This window comes from Mycoplana rhizolycopersici, from assembly GCF_013378445.1.
GTDB classification, from domain to species: domain Bacteria; phylum Pseudomonadota; class Alphaproteobacteria; order Rhizobiales; family Rhizobiaceae; genus Mycoplana; species Mycoplana rhizolycopersici.
On sequence record NZ_JABXYK010000009.1, the window covers coordinates 141,695 to 163,994 of the forward strand.

At 64.8% G+C, this 22,300-nt stretch carries 19 protein-coding genes; 8 read left to right on the plus strand and 11 right to left on the minus strand.

Going from position 1 to position 22,300, the window contains the following annotated elements:
• The first annotated feature begins 24 nt into the window (after window positions 1-24).
• Window positions 25-594: an elongation factor P gene (gene efp / locus HV823_RS15970; protein ID WP_176950722.1), complete on the plus strand. Its 570-nt coding sequence runs from the start codon at window positions 25-27 to the stop codon at window positions 592-594.
• A 108-nt stretch (window positions 595-702) separates the two neighbouring features.
• On the plus strand, window positions 703-1,695 hold the full coding sequence (locus HV823_RS15975; protein WP_176950723.1) for an adenosine kinase: 993 nt from the start codon (window positions 703-705) through the stop codon (window positions 1,693-1,695).
• Window positions 1,696-1,713: 18 nt separating this feature from the next.
• Here HV823_RS15975 and HV823_RS15980 read toward each other — a convergent pair whose 3' ends face one another.
• A complete protein-coding gene (locus HV823_RS15980) occupies window positions 1,714-2,256 on the minus strand; it encodes an SH3 domain-containing protein (RefSeq protein WP_176950724.1) in 543 nt (180 codons plus the stop codon).
• Between the two features lie 183 nt (window positions 2,257-2,439).
• Between HV823_RS15980 and HV823_RS15985 the strand changes: the two genes are divergently transcribed.
• Window positions 2,440-3,444 carry a 2-hydroxyacid dehydrogenase gene (locus HV823_RS15985; RefSeq protein ID WP_176950725.1) on the plus strand — a complete coding sequence of 335 codons (1,005 nt, stop codon included), beginning with the start codon at window positions 2,440-2,442 and terminating at the stop codon, window positions 3,442-3,444.
• Between the two features lie 27 nt (window positions 3,445-3,471).
• On the opposite strand, the gene HV823_RS15990 is transcribed toward HV823_RS15985, so the two are convergent.
• Genes HV823_RS15990 through recF form a run of 3 tightly spaced genes read right to left on the minus strand, consistent with a single transcriptional unit; the run spans window position 3,472 to window position 5,886 of the window.
• Window positions 3,472-3,939, minus strand: coding sequence for a GNAT family N-acetyltransferase (locus HV823_RS15990; protein ID WP_176950726.1), 468 nt, complete (start codon window positions 3,937-3,939; stop codon window positions 3,472-3,474).
• Complete coding sequence (moeB, locus tag HV823_RS15995) at window positions 3,939-4,739, minus strand: molybdopterin-synthase adenylyltransferase MoeB (RefSeq protein WP_176950727.1); 801 nt, start codon at window positions 4,737-4,739, stop codon at window positions 3,939-3,941. Before moeB ends, HV823_RS15990 begins: the two co-directional genes overlap by 1 nt.
• A 22-nt stretch (window positions 4,740-4,761) precedes the next feature.
• Window positions 4,762-5,886: a DNA replication/repair protein RecF gene (recF, locus tag HV823_RS16000; RefSeq protein ID WP_176950728.1), complete on the minus strand. Its 1,125-nt coding sequence runs from the start codon at window positions 5,884-5,886 to the stop codon at window positions 4,762-4,764.
• 186 nt (window positions 5,887-6,072) lie between these two features.
• Here recF and HV823_RS16005 point away from each other — a divergent pair, with 186 nt between their 5' ends.
• From HV823_RS16005 to HV823_RS16015, 3 genes are read left to right on the plus strand one after another with little or no spacing between them, the layout of a single operon-like run.
• The gene (locus tag HV823_RS16005) at window positions 6,073-6,981 is read left to right on the plus strand and encodes a glycosyltransferase family 2 protein (protein WP_176950729.1); all 909 of its coding nucleotides are present in this window, start codon (window positions 6,073-6,075) and stop codon (window positions 6,979-6,981) included.
• A gap of 48 nt (window positions 6,982-7,029) precedes the next feature.
• Window positions 7,030-8,553, plus strand: coding sequence for a lipopolysaccharide biosynthesis protein (locus HV823_RS16010; protein ID WP_176950730.1), 1,524 nt, complete (start codon window positions 7,030-7,032; stop codon window positions 8,551-8,553).
• 8 nt (window positions 8,554-8,561) lie between these two features.
• Window positions 8,562-10,364 (plus strand): alpha/beta fold hydrolase, encoded by a 1,803-nt coding sequence (locus HV823_RS16015; RefSeq protein ID WP_176950731.1) that lies wholly within the window; start codon window positions 8,562-8,564, stop codon window positions 10,362-10,364.
• Window positions 10,365-10,437: 73 nt separating this feature from the next.
• Here the strand turns inward: HV823_RS16015 and HV823_RS16020 are convergent, their stop codons facing one another.
• From HV823_RS16020 to HV823_RS16040, 5 genes are read right to left on the minus strand one after another with little or no spacing between them, the layout of a single operon-like run.
• Entirely contained in the window at window positions 10,438-12,894 is a 2,457-nt protein-coding gene (locus HV823_RS16020; protein WP_176950732.1) for a glycoside hydrolase family 2 protein, read from the minus strand.
• A gap of 14 nt (window positions 12,895-12,908) precedes the next feature.
• Window positions 12,909-13,895, minus strand: a complete 987-nt coding sequence (locus HV823_RS16025; RefSeq protein WP_176950815.1) for a DUF1839 family protein — start codon at window positions 13,893-13,895, stop codon at window positions 12,909-12,911.
• Complete coding sequence (locus HV823_RS16030; protein ID WP_176950733.1) at window positions 13,886-14,797, minus strand: amino acid--[acyl-carrier-protein] ligase; 912 nt, start codon at window positions 14,795-14,797, stop codon at window positions 13,886-13,888. The genes HV823_RS16025 and HV823_RS16030 overlap by 10 nt, the downstream gene beginning before the upstream one ends.
• Before the next feature lie 6 nt (window positions 14,798-14,803).
• Complete coding sequence (locus HV823_RS16035) at window positions 14,804-15,976, minus strand: acyl-CoA dehydrogenase family protein (protein ID WP_176950734.1); 1,173 nt, start codon at window positions 15,974-15,976, stop codon at window positions 14,804-14,806.
• Window positions 15,973-16,227 (minus strand): acyl carrier protein, encoded by a 255-nt coding sequence (locus tag HV823_RS16040; protein ID WP_176950735.1) that lies wholly within the window; start codon window positions 16,225-16,227, stop codon window positions 15,973-15,975. The genes HV823_RS16035 and HV823_RS16040 overlap by 4 nt, the downstream gene beginning before the upstream one ends.
• A gap of 381 nt (window positions 16,228-16,608) precedes the next feature.
• Here HV823_RS16040 and HV823_RS16045 point away from each other — a divergent pair, with 381 nt between their 5' ends.
• Together HV823_RS16045 and HV823_RS16050 are read left to right on the plus strand one after the other, a co-directional pair.
• Window positions 16,609-18,630 carry a GumC family protein gene (locus HV823_RS16045; protein WP_176950736.1) on the plus strand — a complete coding sequence of 674 codons (2,022 nt, stop codon included), beginning with the start codon at window positions 16,609-16,611 and terminating at the stop codon, window positions 18,628-18,630.
• Window positions 18,631-18,642: 12 nt separating this feature from the next.
• On the plus strand, window positions 18,643-19,944 hold the full coding sequence (locus tag HV823_RS16050; RefSeq protein ID WP_176950737.1) for a UDP-phosphate alpha N-acetylglucosaminyltransferase: 1,302 nt from the start codon (window positions 18,643-18,645) through the stop codon (window positions 19,942-19,944).
• A 32-nt stretch (window positions 19,945-19,976) separates the two neighbouring features.
• Here the strand turns inward: HV823_RS16050 and HV823_RS16055 are convergent, their stop codons facing one another.
• Both HV823_RS16055 and HV823_RS16060 read right to left on the minus strand, forming a co-directional pair.
• Window positions 19,977-20,987: a glycoside hydrolase family 5 protein gene (locus HV823_RS16055; protein ID WP_246301487.1), complete on the minus strand. Its 1,011-nt coding sequence runs from the start codon at window positions 20,985-20,987 to the stop codon at window positions 19,977-19,979.
• A gap of 73 nt (window positions 20,988-21,060) precedes the next feature.
• Window positions 21,061-22,290 (minus strand): glycosyltransferase family 4 protein, encoded by a 1,230-nt coding sequence (locus tag HV823_RS16060; RefSeq protein ID WP_176950738.1) that lies wholly within the window; start codon window positions 22,288-22,290, stop codon window positions 21,061-21,063.
• Between the last annotated feature and the right edge of the window lie 10 nt (window positions 22,291-22,300).

The following is a 22,300-nucleotide window of genomic DNA, read 5'->3' on the forward strand; positions in this document are numbered from 1 at the left end:
CCGCTCCAGATACAAGGAAGTCTTATGGCAAAGATCATCGCTTCTTCCGTCCGCAAGGGCAATGTGCTCGACGTCGACGGCAAACTCTATGTGGTTCTGACAGCACAGAACTTCCACCCGGGCAAGGGCACGCCGGTCACACAGGTCGACATGCGCCGCATCTCCGACGGCGTGAAGGTATCGGAGCGCTACCGCACGACCGAACAGGTCGAGCGCGCCCATGTCGAAGACCGCGAGCACACCTTCCTTTACGAGGACAGCGACGGCTTCCACTTCATGAACCCGGAAAGCTACGACCAGCTGACCATGTCCCCCGACGACGTCGGCGATTCCAAGGCCTACCTGCAGGAAGGCATGGCCGTGATCCTGAAGACACACGAGGGCGTGGCGATCGCGCTCGACCTGCCGCGTCACGTGACGCTGGAGATCACCGAGACCGAGCCGGTTGTGAAGGGCCAGACGGCGTCCTCCTCCTACAAGCCCGCCATGCTTTCCAACGGCGTGCGCACGCTCGTTCCGCCGCACATCCAGGCTGGCACCCGCGTCGTGATCGCAACAGAAGACGGCTCCTACGTCGAGCGCGCCAAGGACTGACGATATTTCGCCGCCCGACGGGCAACCTTCGGGCGGCACCCCTTACAATCCGTCGAAAATCCGCTAAGACCGGTAACCGGCTCTTCCCTTTCGAGACGGATAAACTGCATGACCCAATTCGACGTGCTGACGGTCGGCAACGCGATTGTCGACATCATCGCCCGCTGCGACGAAACTTTCCTCACTGACAACGCCATCATCAAGGGCGCGATGAACCTCATCGACGCCGAGCGCGCCGAGTTGCTCTATTCGCGGATGGGACCGGCGGTGGAGGCCTCAGGCGGCAGCGCCGGCAACACGGCCGCCGGCATTGCCAGCTTCGGCGGGCGCGCGGCCTATTTCGGCAAGGTGGCAAGGGACCAGCTCGGCGACATCTTCACGCACGACATTCGCGCGCAGGGCGTCCACTTCGCGACCAGCCCGCTCGACCGCCTTCCGCCGACCGCGCGATCGATGATCTTCGTCACCGAGGACGGCGAACGCTCGATGAACACCTATCTCGGTGCCTGCGTCGAGCTTGGTCCCGAGGACGTCGAGGAGGAGGTCGTGGCCGCGGCCAAGGTGACCTATTTCGAGGGCTATCTCTGGGATCCTCCGCGCGCCAAGGAAGCCATTCTCGCCTGCGCCCGCATTGCCCACGCCAACGGGCGCGAGATGTCGATGACGCTTTCCGACAGCTTCTGCGTCCATCGTTACCGCGACGAATTCCTGGATCTGATGCGTTCGGGAACCGTCGACATCGTGTTCGCCAACAAGACCGAGGTCCTGGCGCTCTACGAGACGGAAAACTTCGAGTATGCGCTGTCGATGATCGAAAAGGACTGCCGCCTGGCGATCGTGACGATGAGCGAGGAGGGTTCGATCCTCATGAAGGACGGCGAACGCGTGCGGGTGCACGCCACCTCGATCGAGGCGGTGGTGGATACGACCGGGGCCGGCGATCTCTATGCCGCCGGCTTCCTTCACGGCTACACGCAAGGCCGCTCGCTTGAAGACTGCGGCAAGCTCGGCAGCCTTGCCGCGGGCATCGTGATCGAGCAGATCGGGCCGCGGCCGATGGTTTCCCTTGCGGACGCAGCAACGGAGGCCGGGCTCGCCTGAGCCCCGCCGGCGAGGCCGCTACTTGAAGGCTTCGCCGGGATAGGCGCCCCATATTTCGGCCTGCGAAACCCAACCGCCGGCGCCTTCGACCTCGGCCCTGCACCAGTCGCCGTTGCATTCGCCGACCTTGATGACGACGCCGGGCTCGAGCTTGGCGATGATGGCGCTCGACGACTGGGGATCCCGCCGCATGTTGACGAAGACGTCCGCGCCCTTGCCGCGCATCCAGGGTGCGGTGACCGCCGTGCGCTCTCCCGACAGGAGCGCCTGGTTGACCCAACCTTCCGTGCCGTCGGCGTCGCGGATCCGGCGCCAGTTGTCGTACTCCTGGATGATCTCGACCGGGACGCCCGATTTCATGTAGCGCCAGGCGACCGCGTAGTCGACGCTGGGCCCCACGCGCAGGTTCACGCTCTTGGCCTTGAGACTGACGAAACGCGGCAGGGGCAGCCCGCTCGGACCTTTTGCAGCTTGGGCGAAGGCGTTGGGAACTGCCTGGGATCCCAGGGCCATCAAGGCGACCAACACAACGGTGCGGATGCGAAAATGTAAGTGACGCATGACGTGATCCACTTCCAGCCAGACAAGGCATCCGGTGACCGGACCCCGGCCGAAGCACGCAATTCGCGCGACCGGTCTTCAGAGCGGATTGTCTTCGCGACGGGGTCTGGTAGAAAATGCCCTTGATGAAGCAAGTCTTGCCTATCTTGGTTAAGGACCCGTCAACAGGACGCCGAACGGACCATGACGAACAAGAAAAAGCCGAAGGTCTACCTCACCCGCCGACTGCCCGACGTGGTCGAAACGCGCATGCGCGAATTGTTCGATGCCGAGCTCAATATCGAGGACACCCCGCGCACGCAGCCGGAGTTGGTGGCGGCAGTCAGGAGCCATGACGTGCTGGTGCCGACGGTCACGGACCGAATCGACGCGGCGCTGATCGAGCAGGCAGGCCCGCAGCTCAAGCTTATCGCCAGCTTCTCCAACGGTGTGGACCATATCGACGTGGACGCGGCGGCGCGGCGCGGCATCACCGTCACCAACACGCCGAACGTTCTGACCGAGGATACCGCCGACATGACCATGGCGCTGATCCTGTCGGTGCCCAGAAGGCTTGCCGAGGGCGCGCACCTTCTGACCGACCGCAAGGGCGAGTGGGCCGGCTGGTCGCCCACCTGGATGCTCGGGCACAGGATCTGGGGCAAGCGCCTCGGCATTGTCGGCATGGGCCGGATCGGCACCGCCGTCGCCCGCCGCGCCAAGGCCTTCGGCCTGTCGATCCACTACCACAACCGCCACCGCGTGAGCACGGCGACGGAAGAGGCGCTGGAGGCAACCTACTGGGACAGCCTCGACCAGATGCTAGCGCGCGTCGACATCGTCTCGGTCAACTGCCCCTCGACGCCTGCGACCTACCATCTGCTCTCCGCCCGGCGGCTGGCGCTGATGCAGCCGTCGAGCTACATCGTCAACACCGCACGCGGAGGGATCATCGACGAGGTGGCGCTGATAAAATCTCTGCGCGAAGGAAAGATCGCCGGCGCCGGCCTCGACGTGTTCGAGCATGAACCCGCCGTCAACCCGAAACTGGTCAAGCTTGCGACCGAAGGCAAGGTGGTGCTCCTGCCGCATATGGGGTCTGCAACGCTGGAAGGGCGGATCGAGATGGGCGAGAAGGTCGTCATCAACATCCGCACCTTCTTCGACGGCCACCGCCCGCCCGACCGGGTCCTGCCCGGGCGCACCTGACGCTGCCAGCCAGGCGGAGGCAAGGGTTCAGAGGCGCTTCGTCATCTCGATGGATGTCGTCCGGTCGAAGCCCAGATGACGGTTCTCGGCCGTCTTCTCGAAGCCCATGGCGTGGAAACGTCCGTGGTTTTCCGTGAGTTCGATCCGCGTCTCCAGCCGCATCGCCTGAAGGGACAAGCTGCGGGCCTCGGCCTCAGTCGCCATCAACAGCGCGCGGCCGATGCCCTCCCCCTGCCGGTCCGGCACCACCGCAAGCTTACCGATGTAGAGGCGCTGCTGCTCCGGGCGGCAGAAGATGCAGCCCACCAACCGCTGGTCGTCGACCGCCAAAAAGACGATTTCGGACAGCGCCTTTTCCTTCAGGCTAGCCGGCGTCAGGCGGTGGGCCGAGGACGGCGGATCGATGCGGGCGTCCATGTAGGCGAAGGCGGTGCGTATCATCGCCAGCAGTTCGTCGTAGCGGTCGAAGGACGGCTCCAGGCGGCGGACCTGCATCACCGGGCCTCCTTGCGGCGACGGTAGCGCATGACGTCGAAACGTGCCGCAAGCCCGTCATACAAAAGCAGCCGTCCGACGAGGGGCTCGCCGGCGCCGGTGATGAGCTTGATCGCTTCCATCGCCATCAGCGTGCCGATCACGCCGGTCAGCGCGCCCACGATGCCGACCTCGGCGCAGGAGGGAACGACGCCGGGCGGAGGCGCTTCTGGAAAAAGGTCGCGGTAGGCCGGATTGGTTTTCCCGTCGTCATCCGTTTCCCACGGCTTCAGCACCGTCAGCGAGCCATCGAAGCGGCCGACCGCGCCGGTGACGAGCGGCACCCGTGTTGCCTCCGCCGCATCGGCGGCGGCATAGCGTGTCTCGAAGTTGTCCGACCCGTCGACCAGAAGATCGAAGCCTGCCAGAAGCTGCGTCGCGGTATCGGGCGTGAACCGACGCTCGAAGGCCGTGACCCGCACATGCGGATTGATCGCAGCGATGGCTGTCGCAGCACTTGCGACCTTCTTCTGTCCGATCGCGCCGGTCGCGTGGATCACCTGCCGCTGCAGGTTCGACAGCGCGACGATGTCATCATCGACGATGCCGATATGGCCGACGCCGGCGGCTGCGAGATACTGCAGCACGGGGGCGCCGAGACCGCCCGCGCCAATAACCAGAACGGACGCGTTCTTCAGCCGTTGCTGCCCTGCCCCGCCGATCTCCGAGAGAACGATGTGGCGCCGGTAACGCTCGATCTCGTCTGGCGCCAGCGCATCCCCACCCGGTATCCTGTCGAGCCTGGTTTTGTCGCCGGTCACGTGCCGTCTCCGAAGTTCCGTTTCATCCCTCGATCCTGCCGTTTTCGACGTTCAGCAGGCGCGCGCGCTCACCGAGCGCCGCAAACATCGCACGATCCGTTCCCGTCATGAAGGCCTGCCCGCCGAGCGCGTCGATACGATCGAACAGGGCCGCACGTCGCCCCTCGTCGAGATGGGCGGTGATCTCGTCCAGCAACAGCACCGGGGCATGTCCGGTCATGCCTGCGACGAGACCGGCATGGGCGAGGATCATCCCGACCAGCAGCGCCTTCTGCTCGCCGGTGGAGCAACGGGCCGCGTCCATGCCCTTTTCCCGATGGCGGATGAGGAGATCGACGCGGTGCGGGCCGTCGAGCGTTCGGCCGGCGGCGGCATCGCGAAAGCGGCCGTCGCGCAGGAGGGCGGCATATTCCTCCTCGATCTCGTAGGCGGGACGATCAAGCCGGTCGTCCAGAAATCCGCTCAGCGTCATGGAGGAAGACGGGAACGGCCCTTCGTCGCGAGACGCCTCGACGATATCGGCGAGCAGGCCGACCAGTTCCCGGCGCGCCAGCGCCATGGCGACGCCGAGCTCGGCCATCTGCGTTTCCAGTGCGTCCAGCCAGCGCGCATCGGGCCGGGGTTCCGACAGCAGGCGGTTGCGCCCACGCATCGCCTTTTCAAAATCGGCGGCCCTTCGCCCGTGTTCCGGGTCGAGCGACAGGACGAGCCGATCGAGGAAGCGGCGGCGATCGGAGGAGGAACCGGTGAATAGCCCATCCATCGAGGGCGTCAGCCAGACGACGCGCAAATGGTCAAGAAGTTCATCCACCGAACGTACCGTCGTGCCGTTCAGCCTGAGGCGACGCGATTGCCCGTCCTCGCCGGCATCCGTACCCGTGCCGATCTCGACTTCGCCCTGCATGCCGTCGATTGCCGCGAAAACGCTGAAGCCGCCGGCCGCACCCTCGCGGGCGACGTCGGCATAGGCCGCCCGGCGCAGCCCGCGTCCGGGAGAGAGGAACGAGACGGCCTCCATGAGGTTCGTCTTTCCCGCACCGTTTGCGCCGGTGAGTACGACATGGCGATCATCGAGCCCGAGCGCGACTGACGCATAGTTGCGAAAATCGTGAAGCTTGAGGCTGTAAATGGTGACCTTGTGGGGCATCGGGCATCCGGCTCTTTCGCCAGAGAGCTATGCCGAAGCGTTCCCCGACGCAAGGCCATCGGGGTACCTTCTCCAAAATCCGATACATTGCCGCTGCGACGTTCATTCCGCCTTAACGCCTCGTCCGGACAATGGTGCGGCCGTATCCGCGACCAGCCGGGAGCGGCCTCCGTCCTCAAGGTCGACATGACGCCGAACGAACGATCATTCCGCCTCTCCCTCGTGGTGGCCACGCTTGGCCGCACCGAGGAGCTGTCGCGTCTGTTTCGGTCGCTGGCGGAGCAGAACGGAAGTGATTTCGAGGTGATCGTCGTCGACCAGAACGAGGACGACCGTCTGCTGGATATTGTCGCGCCGTTCTCGCGGACGCTGGAGATCGTGCACCTGAAGACCTCGAGGAAGGGCGTCTGCCGTGCCCGCAATCTCGGCGCGGCCCAGGCGCGCGGCGAATGGCTCATGTTTCCGGACGACGACTGCTGGTATCCGGCCGACCTGCTGGAACGGTATTTCCGCCTGACGGACCGCATGCCCGCCGCCTTCTATTGCGGCCGGGCCACCAATGCCGCCGGCTCCACCATCATGGGCCAGTTCGAGACCGAAGCGACGACAATCGACCGCAGCAACGTCTGGACGACACTGATCGAGTGGATGCTCCTCGTGCGGCGAAGCGCTTTTGCCGCGACCGGCGGGTTCGACGAGAAGATCGGACCCGGCTCGGGCACGCCGTGGGGGGCATACGAAATCCAGGACCTTGCACTGACGCTCATCGAACGCGGCGAGACGGGGTACTACGATCCTTCCCTTTTCGGCCATCACCCCGAGGATGGCTGCGACCAGACCGTGCCCGAGAACATCGCCAAGATCCGCCGCTACAGCGCCGGCCTCGGCTATGTGATGCGCAAGCATCGCTTCGGCGCCGCCAGGTTTCTGCCGCGCCTCCTGCGGCCGATGGCCGGAATCGCGATCCATGCGCTCACGCTTCGGCCGGCCATGGCGCGGCGCTCGCAGCAGATCCTGATCGGCCGCTGGGACGGCTGGCGGACGTCCGCCGGCGCGATGCAACCGGCGCAGGATATCTTAACGTATGAACACTAGTTTTCCCCCGGGGCCGGCAGGGCCCTTCAGGGCAGGCAGCAAGGCGCAATGAGCAAGGGCATCATGTCGAATTCGATCATGAACGCGGCGGCGGGAATGCTGCTGCTCGTGACCGGCTTTGCCTGCTCGATTGCCATCGCCCGCCTCCTCGGGCCTGAGGCGAACGGCACCATTGCCTTTGCGCTCTGGGTCGCCACGACCGGTGCGCTCGTCGCCGAACTCGGGACCGGCGTGCTTTTGATGCGCTGCCTTCCCCAGTTGAAGGCGCGTGGCCTTGGCACCCAGGACCGGCGCGGTTTCGCCGCCTATCTCGCCTTGCCTGTGCTCGTCTCCACCGTCCTGCTCGTGATCCTCTATGCGTCCGCTTCGTGGGAAGCCGAGCGCGAAGCGGTGATCGGCACGCCGGAAAGCATCGTCATCCTTACGGGCGCGCTTCTCTTCGTGCAGTCGATCGGGGCGCTGACGAAGAATTATCTGGTCGGCGAGCAGCGGCTTTCCGCCTTCTTCCGCATCACCGCTCTTTCGTCGACCTTGCAACTCATTCTCGTCATCGGCGGCGCCTTCGGCTGGGGCGTGGAGGGCGCGTTGCTCGGCTATATCGCCGGGCAGGCCGCACCCTTTGCCTTTGCGCTCGGGATCCTGCTGTCGCCGCGCAACAGCGCCGGCTTTGCGCCGAAGGCGCTGATATCGTCGTCGGCCGTCCTGTTCTTCGAATTCGTCCTGAGCGCGGTGTTCCTCAACCGGCCGGAGCTTTTCTTTCTCCAGCAGTTCCGGAGCCTGGAGGAAGTCGGCTTCTACGCCGTGGCGCTGTCGCTTGCCAATCTGGCGCTGCAACTGCCCGTGCAACTGACAGGCAGCCTGCTGCCGTTCTATGTCCATAGCCGAGAAGGCGCCGACGGCGTCTTGCCGGCCGGCATCTTCGCCGCCGTCACGCGCAGCTTCGCCTACATCACCTTTCCGCTCTGCTTCGGGCTTGCCGCCATCGCCGAGCCGCTCGTCGTGACGATCTATGGTGAGAGCTTCAGGCCGAGCGGTCTCATCGTCGCGATCCTCGCCGCCGGCTCGCCCGCCTTCGTCTTCAGCCAGCTGACGACGCAGTACCTCTACTCCATGGATCGCATCGGCATCAGGCTGGTGACGACGGGTATCGGCGCGCTTGTCATGCTCATCGGCTGCATCGCCGTCATTCCGCAGTTCGGGGGGCCAGCCGGTGCGCTGGTACGCGGCGGCACCTTCCTGCTTATCTGCGTGCTTCTGCTTCGCAGCATGAAAAGCGCCGACATGTCGCCCCGGCTTGCGCTGACGGTCTGCAAGGTCGCGGCAGCGGCGGCAGTCTGCGGTCTCGTCGCCTTCGCCGTTACCGACATGGTCCCCGGTCTTGCAGGGCTGACGGCGGGTGTTATCGCCGGCGCATTGGCGTATGCCGTTTCCCTGCGTCTCATGCGCGCCGTCGATCCGGTGGATGCGCATGTCCTCGACATGGTCCTATCGCGATCATCGGCCCGCCTTGCCCCGCTTCGGCGCGGCTTGTCCTTCGTCGCCAGGGCGAAGGCGAATGCTCCCGCGGAGTGACTTGCCTAATGCGTCGCATCAAGGAACAGGGAACCGCCGACGTTTTCGATGCCGTATCCTGGGAACCGGGCTCGGCTTCCATCCCCGTATCCTTCGCGAGATCGGTCGGGCTCTACACGCCCGCAATTGCGGGGACGGTGCCTTCGGATTGCGCGGTGCTGTTCCTCAGTCCCTGGGGTTTCGAGGAAATGTGCACGCGCAAGCTGTGGCGCGATCTCGCCGAGCGCTTCGCCAGGTCTGGGATATCCAGCCTGCGTTTCGACTACCCCGGCACCGGTGACACGCCAGACGACATGGAATTTCCCGGCGGCCTTCCGGTATGGGAGACGGCGATCGAGGCGGCCGCCGCCGAGTTGCACAGGCTTTGCGGCACTTCGCGACTGATCCTGGTCGGGCATGGACTTGGTGCGACTTTTGCCGCCCTGAATGCCGGCAGGCTCGGAACTGTCGAAGGTGCCGTCATGATGGCGCCCGTCATCAGCGGCCGCTTCTACCTGCGCGAACTTGCCGCCTGGTCGAAAATGGTCGATGACGGCCTCGGGCTTTCCGACGAGCAGCGCATTGCCGGAAAAGTGTCGGTCGCCGGGCTCGTCATGCCGGCGGAAATCGCCGCCGCGGTCCGGGGTATCAGCGTTCACAATATCGAGACGACCCCGGCCCGGGCCGTGCTCGTCGTTCACCGTGCGGCGCGGGACAGCGAGGCTGCGTTCGCCGACCGGCTGGAGAGCCTGGGCGCGACCGTGACCCGCCAGGTTTATGCCGGCTACGACGATCTCGTATCGAATCCAACCATCGCAAGGCAGCCGGAGGCGGTGGCGACCGCCGTCGCCGACTGGGTCGCCGCGCTGGCCTCGGACGCCGGAACCGCCGTCGATCCTGAACTGCCGTCCGCGCCGGCAATCGTTACGGGCGGCGAATTCCGCGAGGAGCCGTTACGCTTCGGCCCCCGGCACAGGCTGTTCGGCACGCTCTGCCTGCCGAAGGGGGAGCGGCGCGGCGCCGCAGTCGTGCTGCTCGGGACGGCCTATGATCGGCAAGCCGGCTGGGGTCGCTCCGCAACGGAGACCGCGCGGTACCTGGCCGCAAACGGCGTCGCGTCGATGCGGTTCGACGCGGCCAATGTTGGCGACAGTCCACCGGTTGCCGGCGCTCCGGTACAGGTTCTCTTTTCCGCAGGGCAGCAGGACGATGTGAGAGCGGCCTTCGATCTCCTTGCGGAGCGCGGGCTCGGTCCGGCCGTGCTTGCCGGGCGCTGCAGCGGCGCCTATGTCGCCTTCCGCAGCTCACTGGACGAAAAGCGTTGCGCCGGCGTCGTTGCCATCAATCCGTTCACCTTCGTGTGGGACGAGGAGGAGAACGTCGAGGAGGCCCTGCGCTACAACCCGCGCTCTCTAGGCGACTACCGCAAGCGGGCACTGCGTGCCGAGACGTTCAGGCGACTGGTCTCCGGCCAGATCGATATCCCGCGGGCGGCAGGCAACATATGCCGCCAGCTTGGCAGCCGCGCTGCGCGCTCGGCACCCCGGATTTTCTGGCGGCTGTCGAAGTTCGGCCGGCTGAGGCATACGGTGCATGCATCCTTCGGCAGGCTTTCCGAACGCCACATCCCGATGCGGCTGATCTACAGCGAAACCGACGTCGGACTGGAACGCTATCACGCCTATTTCGGCGCGGACGGGGCGGCCATGAAGGCCTATCCGAATGTCAGCGTCGAGATCGTGCCGGGCGCAGACCACAACATGTCCCCGCCGGAGGCGAAGGCATTGTTGCGGCAGCGCATCCTGGAAATGGCGCTGGCTGCGGCGGAATAGCGCCCGCGGCAACATTGGTCGCGCCGACCTACGACAGCTGGCAAAGCCGTGTCGCACCATTCGACGGACGCACCTAAAAGGACAATGTGCCCGGCAAATTCAGTGCGCCGACCTCGCCCGTCGGGCGCTCCAATCCGCCGGTCCCGGTCAGGCGAATTGCGCGCGGTGTGCCGGGCGCGAGATGGAACCAGTTGTCGGACGGCAGAAATCCGGGGCAATCGATATGCACGGACTGGAGAAGCCGGTCCGACGAAATCTGCAACAGCCAGTTTCCATCGCTCTTCTCGACGACAACCGTCGCCGTCGCCGGATGAAGGGCGCGGGCGCGACCTTGCGGGAAATGGAAGGCTTCCGCAACGAGCGAGGATGTCTCGTGATCGCGCAACGTCGCGACAGTGACGTCATGCGCGGGCGGGCCGAAGCGGAAAGCATAGGTCGTGTCGAAGAAGGCGCCGAACAGATCGGTCGCGGCAATCGTTACCGCCTCGCGCGGATCCAGCGAAAGTTCGCAGCGCCCGGATACGACCGGCTGGCGCCCCTCGCGCAGGCAGGCGATTTCCAGAACGAACCCGCGCTCCACGTCGGTCTCATTCAGGACATGCACGTCCAGCCCGTTCGTGCCCTCGTCGGAAAGCAGGAGCTGCACCGGCCGGAAAGCGCGCCGAAGCGCGTGCCACGCCGGCTTGGGCAGGCCGGTGGCGTCGATAACGCCCCAGCCGGCGCCCGGAAGCAGATCCTGCAGGGTCCAGACCAGAGCGCCGTTGCAGGTCGATTGCGGGCGACGCCACTCTGCGAATGTCGTCTCCATCACCTCGCCGCTCACCGCCCGCGAGAGATCGAGATAGCGAGCCGGATTCTCGCGACGCAGGCGCGCGGGATCGCAGTCATAGAGCAGGCCGAGATAGTGGTCCCGTACGTCCTCGAAGTCCCAGGAAGCACCACGGTCGCGAGGGACGCGCGCCTTCCAGCGTGGATCGTGGACCGCGGGAACGGGCAGATGCGCATCCAGCGTCGCCTGCTCCGGCACATTGGCGAAAGCGAGCGATTCGGCGGCGAAACGCACACCGGCCCGGCGCGCATCCTCCAGCGGCCGGCAATAGGCGCCGACGCCGTAGTAGTGGGCAACCCCGGCATTGGGCGAGAACGGCATGGCGCCGCCAAAAGGGGAATTGGCGAGGTAGGGCACGTCCGGACGCAGCGCTTGCGCCACTTCCGGCAGAAGGCTGTCGGTCAGTGCGCCGCTCCAGCTGGCCTTCGGAAGACCCAGCATCGCCGCCTGCTGGAACATCTCGCTTCCGCCGCACAGAACGGCCAGCGACGGCGAGGCGGACATTCGGGTCAGCAGTTGCTCCGCCTCCGCGCGCAGGAGATCGCAGAACTCCGGTTCGGCAGCGGGATAGTCGAAGTTCGCCAGCATGAAATCCTGCCAGACGAGAATACCGAACTCGTCGCAAAGGTCGAAGAACGCCTTCGCCTCGTAGGCCATCGTGCCGCCGATGCGCAGCATGTTCATGCCCGCTTCGCGCGCAAGGCGGAGAAGCGGTTCGTATCGTTCCCGGTCGCCCGGCAGATCGACGATGTCGGCCGTCGTCCACACCGCGCCACGGCAGAAGACCGGTATGCCATTCACCTGCAGCGAGAAGCCGGAGCCATCCGGGCCGCGGTCGACGTGAAGTCGGCGAAAGCCTGTGCGCCCGATCACCCGCCGCTCTCCCGCGACATGGAGTTCGACCGCATGCAGAACGGGCTTCCCGTGCGTGTGCGGCCACCAGGGCTCGACGTCAGGCATGACCAAGTCAACCGACCAGCGGTCATCAGACATCCGCCTCATCGGCGCGCGAAAACGGCCGCAGCAGAGGTCCGGGGGCCCAGAGAGATCGCCAGCCCGTAACGAGACGTGAAGGTGTCCGCTTCCCTCGTCATCAAGAGTGGCGCGGATCTGCACATCCTCGATCGTGCCTTCCTGCGGTCGCCTCAGCCGCACCGGCCGGTACGGGCCTACAGCCTGTACCGACGGGCACCAGCCGGGCATGTGACCGAGCAGCGTGGTCCGCACGAGGCGCAGGCCCTGCGGCACGATCATCTGCGGGCGCCAGCGGGCGCGCGGGCCGCGACGTTCGAGATGTGGCCCCAGGGCACGGAAGCAGATGGCGAGACGATCATTGCCGCTTACGATCACTGCAATCTCATGGGCAACGAACATGGACCGCGAATCGAGCTTCCTCTCGCCGTTCCAGTAGACCTCCGCGATGGTCGCCAGGCCATCGAGGGCAAGAATGGCCGCGCCGGGCTCGCAGCCTGCAATGTCGAGGAAATACCAGGCGTCCCGGTCGATCAAGGGCTCAGGGTCCGTCCGATCGAACAGCCCGGCTCGCTCCAGCGCACCGGCAACGGTCCCCGGAACAGGCGCGTCAAACGCTATCATGTCTGCAGAGCGCATGGACGGGTCTGCCCATGCACCGGGCGGCGTCAGGCAGAGGCGCCAGCCGCTGTCGAGCCTCGTTTCGTGCTCGTTTCGAGGATCGCCCATCGTGCCGCTCCGGTCTAGTCGATGCGCCGGGAGAGCACCTGCATCAGCTCTTCCCAGGCTTCGACGGCCGGGTCCAGTGCGGTCGCGAGCGGCTCGAACCGCTTGCGCGTCACAGCGCGGGCAAGCTGGAACTGAACCGACTTCGCAACCTCGGAAATCCGGCGGGCAGCGTCCGACGCGGGCACCAGCGAACCGTCTGCTGCGAGCCAGTCGAGATGGCTTGCCGCCAGTTCGAAGTTGGCGCCGACCTGGCGCAGCGTGTTGAAGGCGTATTTGTGGAAGAAGCCGAACGGACGCTCCGCCACCGCCTCGACCTGTCTCGGGAAAACGCCGGCAAAGGCGGCGAGCGGATTTTCGCGAGGCCGGCGCGCAAAATGAACGCGCAGCAGGCGGCGGGCAGCCGCGCGCAGATCCGCTTCGGAGGGACAGGACTGCGGGAACTTGGCAAATTCGGTATAGGGCAGGAACGGCAGCGCATCGGCCGGCGCGTTCATCTGGAACAGCCCGTCGAAATCCTCACCCTCCAGACGGAAGAAGCCGGCATTGTGGAAGTAGTCCAGCGTCCGACCTTCTAGGTCGAGCCGGTTGATCGCGACCGTCGTCTTGCCGTGCTCCTGCCGGTAGGCGACACCGCGGGTATCGGGCATGTGGAAGCTGTCCATCTCGACGAGGCAGAGGCGGCCGCGGCCGATCTGCTCGGCGACATGCCGCTCCACCCTGTCATAGATCGCAAGCTCCGTGCAGCGTATGCCGTAGAGCGCCTCAAGATCTTCCAGGGGAACCTTGAAGAAGGTGAACTGGTCGCCCTCGAAATCCTGCGTCAGCGTGAAGCCGAGCATGGCTTCCGGCAAAAGCCCCTGCGCATGGAGGACTTCGATCCAGAGATCGACATAGCAATTGGTCTCCGGCCACATGCGCTCCTGATCGTGAAGCGCGTGCGGCCGGTAGTTGGCGGGATCCAGACCCGGAAGGACGCTCGGTGCCTGCAAGGTCAGCCCCAGAGGGTCTTGCGGACGTTTTCCGGCCAGTCGGCGACGTCGAGGCCGTGGGTATGGAACAGCGCCAGCGCGATGCGTTCCAGGCCGAAGCCGACGCAAGCGGTGTGCGCCACGTTGCCGTCCTCCATCGTCAGACCCCATTTCGAGCCGAACGCGTCCTGATGGTAATTGAAGCTCATGCAGGCGGTGGGCCTGGCGACCGAGGTGATCGGGATCAGAAGCTCGAACTTCAGGTTCTGGTCGCGCTGGTTGTTCGCCAGCATCTTGCCGGCCCGGCCGAAGAAGGGATCGTTGGCCACGTCGATGGTCACCTCGAGGCCGACTTCCTTCATCATCTGCACACCGCGATCCATCCAGGTTTGGCGGAATTCGGTGACATGCGTCTCCGTCCCCATGCAGACATATTCGCGCATGCGGAACAACTGCTGGCGCGCCGGATCCTGCGAGGGCTCATGGCGGAAGCAGTAGGACTGGAGATCGTAGAGCGCGCCCTTCGCCGGAATGCGGCCGCGCCGTGCGACCGTCGGATAAAGCGGATAGCAGGCAGCAGGGGTCAGGACGATGTCGGTCGCCTTCTGGTCCTTCGTCCAGTCCTCCTCGCCGACCTCCATGCACTGCAGCAGGCTCATGTGGTCGAGCTCGTTGCCGCAGAAAGAGTGGACGGTACCCGCCAGCTGCGGGAAGCTCTTCATGTAACCGCTCTTTTCGAAAAAGGCGCGGTTCATGCCCGGCGGGAAGCGCATGGCCTCGGCGCCATCGGCACCGCCAAAGCGATCGATCAGGCGCTCGAAGGCTGTGATCACGTCCTCGAACTGGCCGCTGCGGCCATAGAGGCCTTCAACGCCGGTGTCGATCAGAAGGCCGGCATCGAACAGCCGGTCGAGAAACGAGGTCTGCATATCCATCGTGCTTCACCCCACGAGACTGGTGTCCTGCTTGTGGACGAGCAGGAGGTTGGACGTATTGCCGAGAATGCGGTCGTTGGAGATCATCAGCTGGGCCGAGTGCGCGTCGCGCAGATGGCGTCCGAGGCTGAAGGGGGTACCGTTCTTGTAGCCCATGATCCCGCAGATCAGCATGGCGTGGTTGATGATCGTCAGGATCGTTTCCGACGAGCCGATCTTGAGATTGTTCATGGCGACGGCAAAGCCCATCGACGAGAGCCGGTCAGGATCTGCCTTTGCGGCTTCGAATTCCCGAAGACCCTCGACGACATTCGATTTGAGCATCTGCAGCAGGCTTGAGGCTTCGGCGAGCCGCAGCGCGCCGGGCGGCGTCTGGCCGGGGCTCCTGCGCGCCGCAGCGCGCACGAAAGCCTGTGCGCGGGCCATGGCATTGACGGCGATCCCGTACCAGACCGCGCTCCAGAGCAGGTGCGAGGTCGCCAGCATCGACTGGGCGGCAATCTCCGCAAACGGCTTGGGCAGGATCTGGGCCGCCGGCGCCTCGCCCTTGAAGAGATAGCCGTCGGAGCAGGTGCCGCGCATGCCGAGCGTGTCCCAGACATGGGTGCGCTCGAGCGTATACTGGTCCCTGGTGAAAACCGTCATCACCTGGTCGGTGGAAGCGGCATCCGCGTGGCTGCGCGAGGTGATCAGGATTGCATCCGCATAGGCACCGTAGGAGATGACGGTCGCGTCCTTCTCAAGCCGGCAGCGGTCGCCCTCGACCGCGATGGCGCAGATGCTGTTGCGGAGGTTGCCGCCAATCCCGCCCTCGGTCGTGGCCGACGCCAGCAGCAGCTGCTCGTCGGCGATGCGGCGCATGAACGCGCGATGCCAGTCTGCATCCTCGCCATGCGAGACGAGGCTCGACGCCTTGATCTGGTGCATGGCGAAGACCATGGCCGACGCCGCACAGGTCTGGCCGATGAGCGAGCAGACCTCGGCAATGTCAGAAATCGACGCGCCTTCGCCGCCGAGATCGGGCGCAACCTGGATCGACAGCAGGCGTTCCGCCCGCATCGCATCGACGGCTTCTTTCGGAAAGCGGCCCTTCGCGTCGACATCATCGGCGTGCGCCTCGGCCACCGCAGCCACGCGCGCGGCTCGCTCTGCCAGACCTGCGCCGGTCGACATGTTCATTCGGCCGCCTCCGCGCTACCCGTGAGACCTTCGACGGTCTTCGCGATGGCGTCGATGCTCTGGAACGACTTGCGGTTGAGAAGGCTGTCGGGGAACTCGAGGTCGAAAGCTTCCTCGATCGCCAGCATGATCTGCACGGACGCGAAGGACGACATGCCCGCAACATAGAGATCGGCATTGTCGGCAACCTGGTCCACGGCGACCGGCAAACCGCCATGCTTGGCGAGCAACTCACGGATTTTCTGCTTCATGACATCTTTCTCCCGCGCGTTCTATCCGGCCGGCGCACGATGCCGCGCGCCTTGCCAGTTCAACCAGAGGCATACACGGGGGAGAGATAAGATGGCCTGAAAGGACATGGATAAATTTCCGTGAAAAAGCGGCCGTAGTCGGTCCGCGACATGGCGCAGCTACAGTCTCCAGCCGGCCCAGCCGGAAAAACATCGTATTTTCAATATGATTCATATTGCGAGCGGAGATGCGCACCGAGCGCTTGCCGCAAACGATTGATCACTTGTTAACCATAATCTGAGAGGTTGAGGATGATCTTGCGGGCGACATCGGCCGCCGGACAACGCGTGCAATGATTGGAATAGGCGTTACCCCGTCACATACGGGCTTTTGGTCATTTGATGGACATCGACATTTTTCAGTTGCCGGGCATCGTGAGGAAGAGGATCCACTACGTGATCCTCGCCGCACTGGCATGCGTCATATTCGGGATGGTGTTCGTCCTCACACAGAAGCCATTCTTCCGCTCCACTGCCGAGCTGTTCATCGACATGGGGCGGGGGCCGGTGGTCGGCACCGACACCGGCGGCGGAACGAACACTCAGCAGATAATCGGCAGCCAGGTCTACCTGATCCAGTCACGCGACGTGCTGCGCGAGGTCGTCAGAAAGCTGGACCTGACGAAGGATCCCTATTTCAATCGTGTCGGTCTTGCATCGAGACTGCTCGGGCGAACGAAGGCGGAAGCCGCGACCGTAGACGACGTCATCAGTTCGCTGCTCGAGAATCTCAGCGTCGAGCGCAATGGCGACAGCTACGTGTTCACCGTCACCGTCAAGCACGGCAACAGCGAGATGGCCGCCAGGATCGCCAACGCGATCTCCGAGAGTTACATCGCCCTCGCCGACAAGGCGCGCCTCGACGTGAGCCTGCGCACGACGCGGACCATCGCCGAACAGGCGGAGGAATTGCGCCAGCGCGTCCTCGACGCGCAGGAAGCCGTGGAGAACTTCCGCTCCGAGAACGGAATGATCAGCATGGGCGATCAGGGGTTGATCACCGACCAGCAGCTCGTCGGGCTGAACCAACAGCTGCTTGCTGCCCGCCAGCAGGTCGAACAACAAAGGACGGCCTACGAACAGGCGCGGCAGCTCAACGTGTCGAACGTCGAAGCCGGCGCCATTCCCGAAACGCTCAATTCCGGCGCGCTGTCCGGTCTTCGCAGCCGCTACTCCCAGGCGCTCGACCGCCAAGCCGAGCTTTCGGCCAACCTTGGCAACGACCATCCGCAGATGCGCGCCATCCGCTCCCAGATCGCCAGCATCCGCAGCGCGATCGAGATCGAGCTGGAGCGCGTCCGCGAATTGTCAGCGAATACCTACGAGCGCGCCAAGGCCAATCTTGCCTCCCTCGAAACGCGCTTCGACGATCAGGCGGCTTCCACCAAGGATAACGGCAGGCTCCGCTTCCAACTCGTGCAGCTCGTCAGCGAAGCCCAGGCGATCGATGCCGTCTACAAGGCCTTTTTGACGCGATCGGAGGAACTCAGCAGGCAGCAGGATCTCGGTAGCGGCAACTCGCGCATCATTTCCGAGGCGGTGCCGTCGGACAAGGCCGTGCAGGCGCCGAAACTTCTGGTGCTCATCGCGGCCGTCCTGTTCGGCTCGGCCGCCGGCGCGACGCTTGCCGTCGCCCGTGAGCTTCTCGGCGGCACCAAGCGGCTCGAGCGACGGCTTGCGACCAAGACCGGCACGCCGATCCTTTCGACGGTCGCGAGCGCCACGCCCCCGCATCCCGGACGGATCGATCGGCTCGTGCAGCGCCTGCCGTTTGCCAAGCCCGTGGGGCCAGCGGCACTGCCGCGCGATGCCGGTGTCCATCGCCTATCGCAGCTTCTGCAGGCCGAATTTGCAACCACCCGACCGGTCACGGTGGCCTTTCTCGCACCGGCAGGCATCGCGAAAAACAGCCTTGCCGGGGATGTCGCCAGGGATCTTCATGCCGCCGGCGAAGTGGTTCTTCTCGCCAACGGCGAGCTTCGTTCCAGTCTCGGCTCCGCAAGCCGGCAGTCCTGGTCCGTGAAGGTCAGGACCGATGGCGCAAGGCCCGGCGGCCAGGATCTGGAGAACATCCTGCAGGTGGAGCGGATCGGCTCTGGCGGATTGCGGCGTCTCGCAGCCCTGTCATCGTCGCGCATCAGCACGGCGCCGCAGGTCGAGACCATCGATTTCACCATCGTCGACTGCTGCGGAACGCAGGCGGAAGCCGTCATTCCGACCGTACTCAAGAAGGCAGACGGGATCGTCATCGTTGTCTCGCCGGAAACCGCAGACAACGATGCGCTGGACGCGCTGATGGCGGAGATCGGCCCCTGGCGCGACAGGCTGCTCGGCAGCGTCGTACTCCTCGGCGACGGCCGGTAGCGGGGCGCGCCGATGTCGCACACCGGATCGCTTGGATACGGCTCGCGCTACCCGACGCGCAGCCGGCGCGGCCCGCCAAGTCCTGCCCGTGATGCCGACGCCCCGGATATTGTACGGAAAGTGGCGACCGCAACCGTTCTCGGCGGGCTGGTCTTCAACGCCATCCTCTGCTTCGTCAATACGCGCATCATGGGAACGGCCGATCGCCACGTCATCATGGCCGAGCTCGTGATCGTGGGATGCACCGTGCTGGCGGCGATGACACGCAAGTCGGCGCTGTACGTCATCTTCGGGCTGTTCGTCAGCTACATGGTGTTCCTGTTCATGCTGCGCGGCGGTCAGGTCAATCCGAAGGCCGTGCGCGACATTCTCATTCCGCTCGCCTTCTATTTCCTGGCGATGCGCATTGCGGATGCAAGGCTGGCGGACAGGCTCGTGCTGGCGAGCGGCCTGATCGTCGTCGGCTTCGGACTGTTCGAATATCTCTTCCTGCCGGTCTTCCTCGAATACTTCAACGTGATCGGCTATTATCTGGCGCGCGGCACCGTGACGCTGGATCAGGTCTTCGGGCAGACAAAGGGCCTCTTTATCTCGGGGCAGCGGCCGGAGGCACGCACCATCCTGCCGTTCCTGGGGCAGCATCGCGTCTCCTCCGTCTTCCTTGAGCCTGTCTCGATGGGCAATTTCGGCGCCATCATCTACGCCTGGGCTCTCTTCCGGGGCCGGGAATTCAGGCTGCGCTGGGTCATCTTCCTGCTCGCTTTCACCGTCATCGCGCTCGCGGACGCCCGCTTCGGGCTCTATACCTGCATCCTCATCACCCTGCTCTATCCATTCTATTCCTTTATTCCGCGTCTCGTCTGGGTGGTGATGCCGTTCTTCCTGCTGGCGGCCTTGGCGATCTACGGCATCACGTCTGTTTCGGAAGGCGGGCCGAACGACGTTGCGGGCCGGTTTGCAGTGACCGCCCACATCCTCACGCAGCTCGATCTCGGCGTGGTGCTCGGCTGGGAGACGACCGACGCGTTTACGGCCGATTCCGGCATCAGCTACTCGCTGACGGCGTTCGGCATCTTCGGTTTCGTCGCGCTTTGGAGCCTGTTCGTCTATGCCCCGATGGCTGATGCGCGCGGCTGGCGTTTCCACTCGATGATGATCATCTATCTGCTGCTTCTGATGCTGATCAGCGACAGCTTCTATTCGATCAAGACCGGAGCGCTGATGTGGTTTCTGGTCGGCACCGCCAGCGCCTACCGCCGAGCCGATGCGCCGCGATCAGGACAATCACGCGCGGCCACGCCCCTATCCGCGTAGCGGACGACAGAGCTTCGACAACGGCCTGATCGTTAGCGGGATTCGCCCAATGCCGGACAGGATCCCTTCGGTGCGGGAATGCTGCCGCCGTACTCGAGCGCCCGCAGTTGGAGGCGGTCGCCTTCCTTGGTGGGCTGGATATTCAGCGCCTCGCTCTCAGGCCACCAGTCGCCAGCCGCCCAGTAGGTCCAGCCGGTCCAGACGTCCGGCGCACCATCGACGACGGCAGTCATCCGGGAAAGGGCCGTCAGGCATTCGGTCTTCGCCGGCGCGCCGAACTCGCCGAGGAAGCCCCGCTTGCCGTTTTCACGCAGCCATGCGGTGAAGCGCTCAAGCGCCGAAACCGCCGCATCGGCAGCCTCGCAGGTCTCGCGCGTGCCGGAGAAGTCGTTGTCGAGGTACTGATGAACCTCGTAGGCGAAGTTCCTTTCCGGATCCTCGATACCCAGCATGACGGTCGCATTGGAGCCGCCGGGATTGTCGCGCTCCCAGCTGTGCGCACCCGTCCAGATGGTTCCCGGGACGTAGATGAGATTGGTGGCGCCCGCCGAACGGATGGCGGCGATCGCGGCATTCGCCGCCGTCAGCCAATCGTTGGCGGCGATGTCGTGCGGTTCGTTCATCAGACCGAACTGCACCGCGGGATCGTTCTTGAACTCCGTGGCCAGCCGATGCCAGAAATCGGCGAAGGCCTCAACCGGCACGCCGGCGGAACCGATCTGCTGGCCATCGTAATGGGCGTAGTTGTGCGGATCGAGAACAACGATGAAGCCGGCCCCCTTCAGCCGCTTGACCGCATCGTGAAGCCGTCTTCGCTCGCCCATCGCAAACGCCCTGCCGAGTTTCGGCTGAAGCCGCTCCCAGCGGAACGGCAGGCGTGCACCGTTAAATCCCTTGCCGGCGAAATAACGGATCGTCTCGTCGCTCGGGTAGATGTAGTCCTTGCCGTAGACGCCGGGAGGATCGCCGAATTCGGCGCCGGCGAAGTTTACCCCCCGCAGGCAGGCGGCAGAGGCTTCGAGCGGCAGGAGAATAGCCATCATCAGGGCTCCGACACGCCCCGCCATCCGCTTGCCGGGCCTGGTTGCAAATACGCCGTTGCGCGCAGGCGGGCACTCAGCCATTGGCCGCAATCCCATTGCCCTCACCGCCCTTCGCCGGTGCGACCCGTGCAGCCGGCGCGACATTTCCGAGTATTTCGGTATAGATCTCGGCATAGCGCCCGGCAACCTTGTCCCAGGCATAGCCATTGGCCGCCTGCATCGCTTCCACACGGTAGCCGGCCACGTCACGCGCCAGCCCCAGGAAGGCTGCATGGATGGTACCCGCCGCCTCTTCCGGGTCATCGAAATCGCAAAGCCGCACTTCGGGATGGCTTCCGGCGAGATCGGTATAGGCCTGATTGGGATGGAGCAGCGGCATCAGGCCGGCGCTCATCGCCTCCACGGCCACGAGCCCGAAGCCCTCATATTCGGAAGCCGACGCAAAGAGCGAGCAGCCGTTCAGCACATCCCTGATCTGTTCATTCGAGAGCCCGACAAGCACGTCGACATTGTCGTCCAGATTGCGCTCGGCGATCATCGCCCGCAGTTGCGCCTCGCTGACTTCACCCGGCACGCCAACAACGAAGAGGCGCCAGTCGGGCTCGTGGGCGACCAGCCGCGACAGGGCATCCAGAAGACGGTCCAGCCGCTTGTTGGAGGAGAAGCGGCCGATGGTAACGATCCGGCGCAGCGGAACCATCGCACCGGCATCGTGGAATTTTGCGACATCGGCGCCATTGCCGATCTCAACCGTCCAGCGCCCGGCGATCTTGCGGAACAGGCGCGTATCCTGTGCGCTGCAACCGATCACCCTGCGATAGGCAAGCGCCGAAAGGCGGGTCGCAACGTTGAACCAGATGCGCTTGACTGCCGCATGTCTGGACGTATGGAAGAAGCCGCCGTGCGTGGTCGCAACGAGCGGCTTGCCGTGCAGGAACTTGCCCCATGCCAGCGCGTCGAAGAAGAAGTCGATCGCATGGACATGCACCAGGTCCGCATCCTTGATATGGCGGAAGACCTCGGGTGCGATGGGGTAGCGGGTGCTGCCGCGAAAGGGAATGCGCACGATCTCGATGCCGTCGATCGTTTCCCTTGCGGGCAGCTTGCGGTCCAGGGCGGTGAAGACGCGATCGAGCGTCACGACGCGGACCCGATAGCCGCGGCTCCGCAACTGCCGCGAAAGATTGGCGACCACGTCCTCCAGCCCGCCGCGGCTCGGCGCATACTGGCGCACGACCTGCACCACCAGCGGCGCACGCCGTTCGAAATCTGCAGAAAGACTACCTTGCCGCGCCGCGTCCATCCCGTTACCC

Excerpts from the sequence above, each read along its gene's own strand:
- HV823_RS16035 (WP_176950734.1), bottom strand. The coding sequence starts at position 15,976 with ATGAACATGTCGACCGGCGCAGGTCTGGCAGAGCGAGCCGCGCGCGTG.
- efp (WP_176950722.1), top strand. The coding sequence starts at position 25 with ATGGCAAAGATCATCGCTTCTTCCGTCCGCAAGGGCAATGTGCTCGAC.
- HV823_RS16040 (WP_176950735.1), bottom strand. The coding sequence starts at position 16,227 with ATGAAGCAGAAAATCCGTGAGTTGCTCGCCAAGCATGGCGGTTTGCCG.
- HV823_RS16015 (WP_176950731.1), top strand. The coding sequence starts at position 8,562 with ATGCGTCGCATCAAGGAACAGGGAACCGCCGACGTTTTCGATGCCGTA.
- HV823_RS16055 (WP_246301487.1), bottom strand. The coding sequence starts at position 20,987 with ATGATGGCTATTCTCCTGCCGCTCGAAGCCTCTGCCGCCTGCCTGCGG.
- HV823_RS15990 (WP_176950726.1), bottom strand. The coding sequence starts at position 3,939 with ATGCAGGTCCGCCGCCTGGAGCCGTCCTTCGACCGCTACGACGAACTG.
- recF (WP_176950728.1), bottom strand. The coding sequence starts at position 5,886 with ATGCCCCACAAGGTCACCATTTACAGCCTCAAGCTTCACGATTTTCGC.
- HV823_RS16005 (WP_176950729.1), top strand. The coding sequence starts at position 6,073 with ATGACGCCGAACGAACGATCATTCCGCCTCTCCCTCGTGGTGGCCACG.
- HV823_RS16060 (WP_176950738.1), bottom strand. The coding sequence starts at position 22,290 with ATGGACGCGGCGCGGCAAGGTAGTCTTTCTGCAGATTTCGAACGGCGT.
- HV823_RS16030 (WP_176950733.1), bottom strand. The coding sequence starts at position 14,797 with ATGGATATGCAGACCTCGTTTCTCGACCGGCTGTTCGATGCCGGCCTT.
- HV823_RS16010 (WP_176950730.1), top strand. The coding sequence starts at position 7,030 with ATGAGCAAGGGCATCATGTCGAATTCGATCATGAACGCGGCGGCGGGA.
- HV823_RS16020 (WP_176950732.1), bottom strand. The coding sequence starts at position 12,894 with ATGGGCGATCCTCGAAACGAGCACGAAACGAGGCTCGACAGCGGCTGG.
- HV823_RS15975 (WP_176950723.1), top strand. The coding sequence starts at position 703 with ATGACCCAATTCGACGTGCTGACGGTCGGCAACGCGATTGTCGACATC.
- HV823_RS15980 (WP_176950724.1), bottom strand. The coding sequence starts at position 2,256 with ATGCGTCACTTACATTTTCGCATCCGCACCGTTGTGTTGGTCGCCTTG.
- HV823_RS16045 (WP_176950736.1), top strand. The coding sequence starts at position 16,609 with ATGGACATCGACATTTTTCAGTTGCCGGGCATCGTGAGGAAGAGGATC.
- HV823_RS15985 (WP_176950725.1), top strand. The coding sequence starts at position 2,440 with ATGACGAACAAGAAAAAGCCGAAGGTCTACCTCACCCGCCGACTGCCC.
- HV823_RS16050 (WP_176950737.1), top strand. The coding sequence starts at position 18,643 with ATGTCGCACACCGGATCGCTTGGATACGGCTCGCGCTACCCGACGCGC.